Raw genomic sequence first — 11,316 nt, 5'->3', positions numbered from 1 at the left:
CGTCCTCCGGTGGTGGCGGTTTCCAGCGCCGCGACGATCGACCGAGCGGTCCCCGTCGTGATGACGACCGTGGCGGACGTCCGTCCGGCGGCGGCGGTTTCCAGCGTCGTGACGACCGTTCCAGTGGTCCGCGTCGTGATGACGACCGTGGCGGACGCCCCTCCAGCGGTGGTGGCTTCCAGCGTCGCGATGACGACCGTGGCGGACGCCCCTCCTCCGGTGGTGGCGGTTTCCAGCGCCGTGACGACCGCCCGAGCGGTCCGCGTCGTGATGACGACCGTGGTGGACGTCCGTCCGGCGGTGGCGGTTTCCAGCGTCGCGATGACCGTCCCACGGGTGGCGGCGGCTACGGACAGCGTGATGACCGTGGCGGTCGTCCCTCCTCCGGCGGTGGCTTCCAGCGTCGCGATGACGACCGTGGTGGACGCCCCTCCGGCGGTGGTTACGGGCAGCGGGATGACCGTGGTGGTCGTCCCTCCTCCGGCGGTGGCTTCGAGCGTCGTGACGACCGTTCCAGTGGTCCGCGTCGTGATGACGACCGTGGCGGACGTCCGTCCGGCGGTGGCGGTTTCCAGCGCCGTGACGACCGCCCGAGCACTCCCCGTCGTGATGACGAGCGTGGTGGTGGCTTCCGCCGGGATGAACGCGCCGGGCAGCGCGATGACCGTGGTGGGTACCGCGGTGGCCAGCGCGACGACCGTGACCAGGGCGGGTATCGCGGTGGCCGGGACGACCGGGACCACGACCGCGAGCCGATCAAGCGGCTGCCGATCCCTGACGATGTCACCGGTGGCGAGATCGACAAGGACGTCCGCCAGGAGCTGATGAGCCTGCCCAAGACCCTCGCCGAGGACGTCGCCAAGAACCTGGTGATGGTCGCCCGGCTGATCGACGAGGACCCGGAGGAGGCCTACGCGTACTCGCGTATCGCTCTGCGGCTCGCCTCTCGTGTCGCAGCCGTGCGCGAGGCGGCGGGCTTCGCCGCCTACGCCACGCAGAAGTACTCCGAGGCGCTGGCCGAGTTCAGGGCCGCGAAGCGGATGACCGGCAGTGTGGAGCTGTGGCCCGTCATGGCCGACTGCGAGCGCGGTCTGGGCCGTCCCGAGCGGGCGATGGCGATGGCCGGCGAGCCCGAGGTGCAGAAGCTCGACAAGGCCGGTCAGGTCGAGATGCGTCTGGTCGCGGCCGGCGCGCGGCGTGACATGGGCCAGATCGACGCGGCGATCGTGACGCTGCAGAGCTCCGAGCTTGCTTCGAACTCCGTACAGCCGTGGACTGCTCGTCTGCGGTACGCCTACGCCGACGCGCTGGTGTCCGCCGGGCGTGAGGACGAGGCCAAGGAGTGGTTCGCCAAGGCGATCGAGGCCGACGACGGTTCCACGGACGCTTCGGACCGGCTTGCCGAGCTTGAGGGCGTCGAGTTCGTCGAGGTCGAGGAAGAGGAAGAGGAAGCGGCCGAGGAAGCGGTCGAGGCCGCAGACGAGCTCGAGGCCGAGGAAGACGTCGAGCTCGAGGACGAGGCCGACGGCGAGGAAGAAGCCGACGTCGACAAGAAGCCGGACGAGATCCGTGCGTCGGACGGCGACAAGGACTGAGTCCATGTGAGCAAGGGCGGCACCCCTCGGGGTGCCGCCCTTTTTTGCGTTGAGGGGGAGTGGATCTCAGTCGATGGTCAGGCTGCGCAAGACCAGGCCCGAGGCCGGCTTCGGGCCGAAGGACGTCGACTTGCGCGGCATCGTCACGCCCTGGCGGGCCAGGTCCCTGACCACCTCTTCGCGTACCGGATGCATCAGGACCGCGGTCGCGTTGTGCCGCTCCGCCTGTTCGACCGCCGCCTCGGTGTCATGGATGTACGCGATGTGCTCGGGAGTGTCCGGGATCTGCCAGACCGTGTCGAGCAGCGCGGCATGCAGCACGGTGGCGTCCAGCGTGCGCCAGGCCGGGGGGCGGTCCGTGCGGACCGTACCCGCCAGGAGCTCTTCCGACGGTTGGTCGACCAGGTGGAAGCCGCCGTCCCCGGCCAGCAGGAAGGCATTGCCCTCGGCAGCCGCTTCGGCGAGGGCGGTGAGGGCCCGGGGGAGCGGGGCGTCGATCGTACGGACGCGGAAAGAGCCTGCCGCGGCTGCGAGCGCGTCCGCCACCGGGAGGCGGTGCAGCAGCCGGTGGATCGCGCGGACCTGGAGCGGATGGCGGGCCGTGTCGACCAGCAGGACGAGGCCGTACGCCCAGGGGCTGGCGGACGGGTGCTCGGTGCGCAGGCGCAGATAAGTCGCCCAGCGGTGGTGGCCGTCGGCGATCAGGGCCTGGCGGTGGGCGAGATCCGTGCGTACCTCGGTCAGATCCACAGGGGCGGTCAGGGACCAGAGGCGGTGGCTGAATCCGTCCTCGGTGGTGGTGGAGAGGAGAGGGGTGCGGTTGATGGTGCGCTCGATGACCGCTGTGGTGCCCGTGGCGGTGCCGTTCGAGCGGTAGGTGAGCAGGAGCGGTTCGAGGTTCGCCGATGTCGTACGCATCAGGGCCGCACGGTCCTCGACGATGTGCGGCATCACGCCCTCGTGGGGGAGGACCACGCCCTCTTCGGGAGCGGAGAGCTCCAGCGCTCCGATGACGCCGCGCTGGAGGAGATCGCCCTTGCGCTGTTCATAGACGTAGAGCGCCGGTTCGGAGTCCGGGGCGAGGACGCCGTCGGCGAGCCACTGGGTGAGTGTGGCCGCCGCCTGTTCATTGCGGGCAGCGGGGGTACTCGCCTGCGGGAGGATCAGCCGGACGATGTTGTGCGGGTCGGCGGACTCCAGGTGCTGCAGACCGTCGGGGCGGACCACGACGTCGTACGGGGGAGAGGTGACGGCGGAGAGGCTGCCGACCCGCTCGGGGACGTACCGCAGTCCGCGGAAGGGGAACAGATGCAATCCGTCGGCCGCACGCCCAGTTGTGCTCATTGCTGAATGGTAGGTGCGGTGCGGTGATGGGGGATGATCGGGGGAGAACGAGGACATGAGGAGTGCGATGAGTCAGCAGAGCAGGCAGAGTCCGACCGGCAGTGCGACCGCGCTGAGCGAGGCGTACGACACGGCCCTGCTCGATCTGGACGGGGTCGTCTACGCGGGCGGCGAGGCGATCAAGCACGCTGTCGAGTCGCTGGCGACGGCCAGGGACGGCGGTATGCATCTCGCGTATGTCACCAACAACGCGCTGCGCACGCCGGATGCGGTCTCCGCGCATCTGACGGAGCTCGGCGTGCCCGCGGACCCGGCCGATGTGATCACCTCCGCCCAGGCAGTCGCGCGGCTGATCTCCGAGCAGGTGCCGGAGGGTTCCCGGGTGCTGGTCATCGGCGGCGAGGGGTTGCGGGTCGCGCTGCGCGAGCGCGGGCTTGTGCCGGTGGACTCCGCCGACGACGGTCCTGTGGCGGTGGCTCAGGGGTACGGCGGCCCCGACATGGTGTGGTCGCGGTTCGCCGAGGCTTCGTACGCGATCAGGAGTGGGCTTCCCTGGTTCGCTTCCAACACTGATCTGACCATTCCGAGTGCGCGGGGGATCGCCCCGGGGAACGGCGCGGCTGTCGAGGTCGTACGGATCGCGACCGGCGCCGAGCCGCAGGTGGCCGGGAAGCCGCTGCCGCCGATGCACCGGGAGACCGTGCTGCGCACCGGGGCCGAGCGGCCGCTGGTGGTGGGGGACCGGCTCGACACGGACATCGAGGGCGCGTTCAACGGGGGAGTGGACTCGCTGCTCGTACTGACCGGGGTGACCGACGGGGCGCAGCTGCTGGCGGCGAAGCCCGAGCACCGGCCGACGTATGTCGACGAGGATCTGCGCGGACTGCTGACCGGGCAGCCTGAGGTGGAGACGCGGGACGGCGGGTTCGGTTGCGGGGGCTGGACCGCTTCCGTACAGGACGAGGCGTTCGTACTGGACGGGGACGGGCAGCCGATGGACGGGCTGCGGGCGCTCTGCGCCGCGGCCTGGGCCTCGGCGGGCGACGGTGTGTGCGAGCTGGATGCGGGGAAGGTGCTTGCCCGGCTGGGGCTGTAGGACCCCTCCGAGACCCCTGGACAGCGCTCGGCGAGGGTAGGCTAACCTAACCGAGTGTTGGTAGAGAGTCCTCCTCAGCCGGGTGCGGTGACCGCTCCTGTATCCCGCGGACGGTATGTGTTCCGTGCCGCCGGTCTGCTCGCGTCAACAGCGCTGCTGGTGCTGGTCGTTGTCGCGAGTATCGCGATCGGCGCCAAACAGGTGCCGGTCGGCGACGTGTGGCACGGTCTGATGCACAGCTCGGGCGCAGGCACCGACGTCCTCATCCGTGAGGTACGGGTGCCGCGCACCGTCCTCGGGCTGCTCGTCGGGGCCGCGCTGGGCGTGGCAGGCGCGGTGATGCAGGCACTCACCCGCAACCCCATCGCCGAGCCCGGAATCCTCGGGGTGAACGCGGGGGCAGCGGCCGCCGTGGTCTCCGCGATGAGTTTCCTCGGTATCTCGTCGTTCACCGGCTATGTGTGGTTCGCGTTCATCGGCGCGGCGGTCGTCTCGGCGCTGGTGTACGCACTGAGCGGGGGCCGCGGCGCCACCCCGGTCCGTCTCGCGCTCGCCGGCACCGCCCTCACCGCGGCGCTGTACGGCTACGTCAACGCCGTGCAGCTGCTGAACTCGGCGGCGCTGGACCAGATGCGCTTCTGGACGGTCGGCTCCCTGGCATCGGCCGACGAGGACGTCATCTCCCAGGTCTGGCCCTTCGTCGCGGTCGGCCTGGTGCTCGCGCTGCTGATCGCGCGGCCGCTCAACGCGATGGCGATGGGCGACGACACCGCACGGGCGCTGGGCGCCCATCTCACCCGCACCCGTGTTCTCGCGATGGTCGCCGTCACCCTGCTCTGCGGGGCCGCGACGGCCGCCTGCGGGCCGATCGTCTTCATCGGGCTGATGGTGCCGCACGTGGTGCGGGCCATCACCGGGCCCGACATGCGCTGGGTCCTGCCGTACGCGGCGGTGCTCTCGCCCGTCCTGCTCCTCGGCGCCGATGTGGTCGGCAGGGTCATCACCCGGCCGGCCGAGCTGCAGGTCGGCATCGTCACCGCGCTCATCGGCGGGCCCGTCTTCATCTTTCTCGTACGCCGCCGGAGGATGGCCCAGCTGTGAAAGCGATACGTGGGACACATGCGGTCCGCACCTCGGGCGGGTTCTCCTTCCGGGTCGACCTCAGGGCGGCGCTGGTCGTTCTGCTGCTGACCGTGGCCGCGGTGGCCGCCGCTGTCGTACTGATCGGGGTCGGCGACTATCCGATCGCGCCGGGCGACGTCGTCAGGACACTCTTCGGCGGCGGTACCACCGCCCAGGAGTTCATCGTCAACGACCTGCGCCTGCCGCGCGTACTCGTGGGGCTTCTGGTGGGGGTCGCCCTGGGGATCTCGGGCGCGGTCTTCCAGTCCATCTCCCGCAATCCGCTGGGCAGTCCGGATGTGATCGGATTCGGCCAGGGATCGTCCGTGGGTGCGCTCACGGTGATCGTCCTCTTCCACGGCGGGTCGACCGCGGCCGCCGGCGGGGCGATCGTCGGGGGTCTGGTGACCGGGGTCGCCATCTACGCGCTGGCGTGGAAGCGCGGCGTGCACGGCTACCGGCTGGTCCTGGTGGGGATCGGCGCCGCCGCCATGCTGACCGCCTGCGTCAGCTATCTGCTCACCAAGGCCAATCTGGTGGACGCCACCCGGGCCGTCGTATGGATGACCGGTTCGCTGGACGGGCGGGACTGGTCGCAGTTCTGGCCGCTCCTGGCGGCCTGTGTGCTGCTGGTGCCTCTGGTGCTCGGCAACGGGCGGAACCTGCGGATGCTGGAGATGGGCGACGACGCCGCGTATGCGCTGGGGGTACGGGTCGAGCGGACCCGGCTCGTGCTGATGCTGGCCGCCGTGCTCCTCACCGCGATCGCCACGGCTGCGGCCGGGCCGATTTCCTTCGTGGCCCTGACCGCGCCCCAGCTCGCCCGCCGGCTGACCCGCTCGGCCGGTCCCAATCTTCTGCCCGCGGCCGTGATGGGCGCGGTGCTTGTGGTCGTGGCCGACTGGGTCGCCCAGCAGGCCTTCGGCGACCGGCAGTTGCCGGTCGGCGTGGTGACCGGGGTGCTGGGCGGCTGCTACCTCCTGTGGCTGCTGGTCACCGAACGCAAGGCAGGACGGATCTGATGACCTCGTCGACCTCCGGGAGTACGACCATGCAGCGACTGACCGCCGAGGCCGTGACCCTCGGCTACGACCAGCGGATCATCGCGGAGAACCTGTCCGTCGAGATCCCGGACAACTCCTTCACCGTCATCGTCGGGCCCAACGCATGCGGCAAGTCGACCCTGCTGCGGGCGCTCTCGCGGATGCTGAAGCCCTCCAAGGGGCGGGTGCTGCTCGACGGGCAGGCCATCGGGTCGATGCCCGCGAAGAAGGTCGCCAAGACGCTGGGGCTGCTGCCGCAGTCCTCGATCGCGCCCGACGGGATCACCGTCGCCGACCTGGTGGCACGCGGCCGTTACCCGCACCAGGGGCTGCTGCGCCAGTGGTCTCCCGAGGACGAGCGGGTCGTCGGGGAGTCGATGGCCTCCACGGGCGTCGCCGAACTGGCCGATCGCTATGTCGACGAACTGTCGGGCGGACAGCGCCAGCGGGTGTGGATCGCGATGGCGCTGGCCCAGCAGACGCCGCTGCTGCTGCTCGACGAGCCGACGACGTACCTCGACATCCAGCACCAGATCGATGTCCTCGACCTCTGCGCGGACCTGCACGAGACGCAGGGGCGCACGCTCGTGGCCGTACTGCACGACCTGAACCACGCGGCGCGCTACGCCGACCATCTGATCGCGATGCGGGCCGGGAAGATCGTGGCGGAGGGGGCCCCGCAGGACGTGGTCACCGCGGACCTCGTGGAGGGCGTCTTCGGGATGAAGTGCCAGGTCATCGACGATCCGGAGACGGGGACTCCGCTGGTGGTGCCGGCCGGGCGCAAGGCTCGTGCGCGTACCGCTACAGCAGTGTCCTGAGGCGCAGCAGGTCGCGGAAGCCCGCCTCCAGCTTGACCCGGCCCGAGGCCCAGGCCTTCGCGAAGTTCAGCTCGCCGCCGACCATCGCCACCAGATCGTCGCCCTTCATGGCGAGGCGGATCTGGGCCTTCGCGCGGGGCGGACCCTGCTGGGTGTCCCGGACTTCGATACGGCCGTCCACCAGACGGCCGCTGAAGCTGACGTCGAGATCCGTGATGTGGCAGCTGAGCGAGCGGTCGAGCGCGGCTGCGCCGCGGACCTGGCTGTTCGCCTGCGCCATGTTGTCCGAAAGTTTGTCGAGTGCGCTGCGGCACTCCTCCGTCGTGGCCATCGTGATCGACGGTACCTCAGCGGATCGCGGTAGCGTCTTGGCATGAGCGACAGCGACGGCGACTCCATCGCGGTGCGGGACCCGGCCGCCCCCGCGCCCCTGGGCGTGGTGCGTACGCCCACCGGAAACGCGCAGGTGGACGCGGATCTGGAGCGGCTCGGCGATGCGGACCACCTCCCGGCGGACGGACACATCGAGGTGTACGAAGATGTACACCGGGGGCTGCGTGAGGCGCTGGAAGCGCTGGACGCACGCCCGGGACCTCCGGCTCCCCCGACTCAGAACAACAGCAGGAGCTGAACGACACGTGGCAGGAGTGGCACGCCTCCGCCTTGACGCCGAGCTGGTCCGTCGCAAGCTGGCGCGCTCGCGTGAGCACGCCAGTCAGCTGATCGCAGCGAAGCGGGTGACCGTCGCCGGCGCCACCGCGACCAAGGCGGCGACCCAGGTCGAGAAGAGCGCGGCCGTGGTCGTGCTCGAGGACGACGACGATCCCGACTATGTCTCGCGCGGCGGGCACAAGCTGGCCGGGGCCTTCGCCGCCTTCGCGCCGCAGGGCCTGAAGGTCGAGGGGCGGCGGGCGCTGGACGCCGGCGCCTCCACCGGCGGCTTCACCGATGTGCTGCTGCGGGCCGGGGCGGCACACGTCCTCGCCGTGGACGTCGGGTACGGGCAGCTCGCCTGGTCGCTGCAGAGCGACGAGCGGGTCACCGTGAAGGACCGTACGAACGTACGCGAGTTGACGCTCGGAGCGATCGACGGGACGCCGGCCGATCTGGTGGTGGGAGACCTGTCCTTCATCGCGCTCGGTCTGGTGCTGCCCGCACTCGCCCGGTGCGCCGCCCCGGACGCCGACCTGGTGCTGATGGTCAAGCCGCAGTTCGAGATCGGCAAGGAGCGGCTGGGCAACGGCGGTGTCGTACGCAGCCCGGAACTGCGGGCCGAGACGGTACGCAAGGTCGCGCGCCAGGCCGCGGAAGTCGGCCTCGGAGTACGGGGCGTGACCGCCAGCCCGCTTCCTGGACCTTCCGGAAATGTCGAGTACTTTCTGTGGCTGCGGGCCGATGCGCCCGCGCTCGATCCGGCGGATGTGGAGCGTGCAGTGGCAGAGGGGCCGCAGTGACAGATCAACCAGCAGCGAAGCGCACCGTTTTCCTGCTCGCGCACACGGGGCGGCCGGCGGCCATCCGCAGCGCCGAACTCGTCGTCGAAGGGCTGCTGAAATGCGGCCTCGGCGTACGGGTCCTGGAGGCGGAGGCGGCCGATCTGCCGCTGCCCGCCTCGGTGGAACTGGTCGCCGAGGCGACGCCCGCGGCCTTGGACGACTGCGAACTGCTGATCGTCCTCGGCGGTGACGGGACCCTGCTGCGCGGCGCCGAGTTCGCGCGCGCCTCCGGGGTGCCGATGCTCGGCGTCAACCTGGGCCGGGTCGGCTTCCTCGCCGAGGCCGAGCGCGACGACCTCGACAAGGTCGTCGACCGGGTCGTCACCCGGGAGTACGAGGTCGAGGAGCGGATGACGGTCGACGTCCTCGTCCACAACAACGGCGATGTCGTGCACCGGGACTGGGCGCTGAACGAGGCCGCCGTACAGAAGACCGAGCCCGAGCGGATGCTGGAGGTCGTCCTGGAGATCGACGGCCGCCCGGTGACCGGCTTCGGCTGCGACGGCATCGTCTGCGCCACCCCGACCGGCTCCACCGCGTACGCCTTCTCCGCGGGCGGGCCCGTGGTCTGGCCCGAGGTGGAGGCGCTCCTCATGGTGCCGATCGGCGCCCACGCGCTCTTCGCCAAGCCGCTGGTGACCTCTCCCACCTCGGTGCTCGCCGTGGAGGTGCAGCCGCACACTCCGCACGGCGTGCTCTGGTGCGACGGGCGCAGATCGGTGCCGCTGCCCCCCGGAGCGCGGGTGGAAGTGCGCCGGGGCGCTGTGCCCGTACGGCTCGCACGGCTGCACCATGCGTCGTTCACCGACCGGCTGGTCGCCAAGTTCGCGCTGCCGGTGGCCGGCTGGCGAGGGGCGCCCAACTAGGACGCGGGCCCGCGCGGGGTGGTCGCCATGAGGTGATCACCCCGATTGGGGTGGGTTCTGCCCGTGCCCGGGAGGGTGACGGGGCAGGGCCCGTCGCACGCAGGCCCCGGGACCTCGTAAGGTCGTGTCCGTGCTGGAGGAGATGCGGATACGGTCGCTCGGGGTCATCGACGATGCTGTTGTGGAGCTGTCACCCGGATTCACCGCGGTGACCGGCGAGACCGGCGCGGGCAAGACCATGGTGGTGACCAGCCTTGGGCTGCTGCTCGGCGGGCGTGCGGATGCCGCGCTGGTGCGGCTCGGTGCCAAATCGGCGGTGGTGGAGGGGCGGATCTCCGTCCCTGCCGGCAGCCCTGCTGCCGTACGGGCCCAGGAGGCCGGGGCGGAACTCGACGAAGGTGCTCTGCTCATCAGCCGTACGGTCTCCGCCGAAGGGCGCTCACGGGCGTTTCTCGGCGGGCGCTCCGTACCGGTCGGGCTGCTCGCCGAACTCGCGGACGACCTCGTCGCCGTACACGGCCAGACCGATCAGCAGGGGCTGCTGCGCCCGGCCAGACAGCGCCAGGCACTCGACCGGTACGCGGGCGACGCGGTCTCCGGGCCGCACGCCAAGTACGCGGCCGCCTACCGGCGCCTGCGGGACGTCGTGACGGAGCTGGACGAACTGACCACGCGGGCGCGCGAGCGGGCGCAGGAAGCGGATCTGCTGCGCTTCGGCCTCGACGAGGTCGCCGGTGTGGAACCGCTGCCCGGCGAGGACGCCGAGCTCTCCGCCGAGGCCGAGCGGCTGGGGCACGCGGAGGCGCTCGCCTCGGCGGCCTCCCTCGCCCACAGCGCGCTGGCCGGCGATCCCGAGGACCAGGAGGGCGTCGACGCGACGACCCTGGTCGCAGGGGCGGGCCGGACGCTCGACGCCGTACGGTCCCACGACCCCGCCCTCGCCGCGCTCGCCGAGCGCATGGGGGAGATCGGGATCCTGCTCTCCGACGTGGCGGGGGAACTCGCGGGCTACGCCGACAACCTGGACGCCGATCCGCTGCGGCTGGCCGTGGTGGAGGAACGCCGGGCCGACCTGACCCAGCTGACCCGCAAGTACGGCGTGGACATCACCGCCGTGCTCGCCTGGGCCGAGGAAGGCGCCGTCCGCCTCTCCGAGCTGGAGGGCGACGACGACCGCATCGGCGAACTGACCACGGAACGCGATGCCCTGCGCGCCGAACTGTCCGGTCTCGCGCAGGCGCTGACCGATGTACGCACCGAGGCGTCGATGCGGTTCGCGGCGGCGGTGACGGCCGAACTGGCCTCGCTGGCCATGCCGCACGCACGGGTCTCCATCGACATCAGGCAGGCGGATGATCCCGAGGGGGTCGAGGTGGGCGGCAGGCTCGTCGCGTACGGGCCGACCGGCGCGGACGAGATCGAACTGCTGCTCGCACCACACCCCGGCGCGCAGCCGCGGCCCATCGCCAAGGGCGCATCGGGCGGTGAGCTCTCGCGGGTGATGCTCGCGGTGGAGGTCGTCTTCGCCGGTTCGGACCCCGTACCGACCTACCTCTTCGACGAGGTCGACGCGGGCGTCGGCGGCAAGGCGGCCGTCGAGGTCGGGCGGCGTCTCGCACGGCTCGCCAAGTCCGCCCAGGTGGTCGTCGTGACGCACCTGCCCCAGGTGGCGGCCTTCGCGGACCGGCAGCTGCTGGTCGAGAAGACGAACGACGGGTCGGTGACCCGGAGCGGTGTGACGGTCCTCGAGGGCGAGGACCGGGTGCGGGAGCTCTCGCGGATGCTGGCGGGCCAGGAGGATTCGGAGACCGCACGGGCGCACGCCGAGGAGCTTCTCGCCACGGCGCGGGGAGACGGGTAAAGAGCGGCGCCGGACCGCTCGCGCACGCTGCGGCCCTGGTCACAGGGGTTGTTTACGGGGACAAGGTGCGCC

Annotated in this window: 11 protein-coding genes and 1 pseudogene; 9 read left to right on the top strand and 3 right to left on the bottom strand. The window is 71.2% G+C overall.

Annotation, left to right across the window (positions count from 1 at the left end; all coding sequences use genetic code 11):
• Positions 1-743 (bottom strand): annotated as a pseudogene (locus J0695_RS45290) (hypothetical protein); the annotation flags it as partial.
• A 21-nt stretch (positions 744-764) separates the two neighbouring features.
• On the opposite strand from J0695_RS45290, the gene J0695_RS32195 reads away from it, so the two are divergent.
• A complete protein-coding gene (locus tag J0695_RS32195) occupies positions 765-1,595 on the top strand; it encodes a tetratricopeptide repeat protein (RefSeq protein ID WP_206968112.1) in 831 nt (276 codons plus the stop codon).
• A gap of 66 nt (positions 1,596-1,661) precedes the next feature.
• On the opposite strand, the gene J0695_RS32190 is transcribed toward J0695_RS32195, so the two are convergent.
• Positions 1,662-2,939 carry a DUF1015 family protein gene (locus J0695_RS32190; RefSeq protein WP_206968099.1) on the bottom strand — a complete coding sequence of 426 codons (1,278 nt, stop codon included), beginning with the start codon at positions 2,937-2,939 and terminating at the stop codon, positions 1,662-1,664.
• A gap of 67 nt (positions 2,940-3,006) precedes the next feature.
• Between J0695_RS32190 and J0695_RS32185 the strand changes: the two genes are divergently transcribed.
• The 4 genes from J0695_RS32185 to J0695_RS32170 all read left to right on the top strand — a co-directional run bounded on the left by J0695_RS32185 (position 3,007) and on the right by J0695_RS32170 (position 7,021).
• Positions 3,007-4,035 carry an HAD-IIA family hydrolase gene (locus J0695_RS32185; protein WP_206968098.1) on the top strand — a complete coding sequence of 343 codons (1,029 nt, stop codon included), beginning with the start codon at positions 3,007-3,009 and terminating at the stop codon, positions 4,033-4,035.
• 87 nt (positions 4,036-4,122) lie between these two features.
• Positions 4,123-5,136 (top strand): FecCD family ABC transporter permease, encoded by a 1,014-nt coding sequence (locus J0695_RS32180; protein WP_307798833.1) that lies wholly within the window; start codon positions 4,123-4,125, stop codon positions 5,134-5,136.
• The gene (locus tag J0695_RS32175) at positions 5,133-6,179 is read left to right on the top strand and encodes a FecCD family ABC transporter permease (protein WP_372445851.1); all 1,047 of its coding nucleotides are present in this window, start codon (positions 5,133-5,135) and stop codon (positions 6,177-6,179) included. Before J0695_RS32180 ends, J0695_RS32175 begins: the two co-directional genes overlap by 4 nt.
• Positions 6,180-6,208: 29 nt before the next feature.
• Positions 6,209-7,021: an ABC transporter ATP-binding protein gene (locus J0695_RS32170; protein WP_206968109.1), complete on the top strand. Its 813-nt coding sequence runs from the start codon at positions 6,209-6,211 to the stop codon at positions 7,019-7,021.
• Here the strand turns inward: J0695_RS32170 and J0695_RS32165 are convergent.
• Positions 7,005-7,352 (bottom strand): SCP2 sterol-binding domain-containing protein, encoded by a 348-nt coding sequence (locus J0695_RS32165; protein WP_206968093.1) that lies wholly within the window; start codon positions 7,350-7,352, stop codon positions 7,005-7,007. The genes J0695_RS32170 and J0695_RS32165 overlap by 17 nt on opposite strands.
• A 42-nt stretch (positions 7,353-7,394) precedes the next feature.
• On the opposite strand from J0695_RS32165, the gene J0695_RS32160 reads away from it, so the two are divergent.
• From J0695_RS32160 to recN, 4 genes are all read left to right on the top strand, one after another.
• Positions 7,395-7,652 (top strand): hypothetical protein, encoded by a 258-nt coding sequence (locus J0695_RS32160; protein WP_206968091.1) that lies wholly within the window; start codon positions 7,395-7,397, stop codon positions 7,650-7,652.
• Positions 7,653-7,659: 7 nt separating this feature from the next.
• The gene (locus tag J0695_RS32155) at positions 7,660-8,475 is read left to right on the top strand and encodes a TlyA family RNA methyltransferase (protein ID WP_206968089.1); all 816 of its coding nucleotides are present in this window, start codon (positions 7,660-7,662) and stop codon (positions 8,473-8,475) included.
• Entirely contained in the window at positions 8,472-9,383 is a 912-nt protein-coding gene (locus tag J0695_RS32150) for an NAD kinase (protein WP_206968088.1), read from the top strand. Before J0695_RS32155 ends, J0695_RS32150 begins: the two co-directional genes overlap by 4 nt.
• Before the next feature lie 142 nt (positions 9,384-9,525).
• Positions 9,526-11,244 (top strand): DNA repair protein RecN, encoded by a 1,719-nt coding sequence (gene recN / locus J0695_RS32145; protein ID WP_206968108.1) that lies wholly within the window; start codon positions 9,526-9,528, stop codon positions 11,242-11,244.
• Positions 11,245-11,316 lie beyond the last annotated feature (72 nt).

This window comes from Streptomyces beijiangensis, assembly GCF_017315755.1.
Lineage (GTDB): Bacteria > Actinomycetota > Actinomycetes > Streptomycetales > Streptomycetaceae > Streptomyces > Streptomyces beijiangensis.
This window is presented reverse-complemented; position numbering and strand designations above follow the sequence as displayed.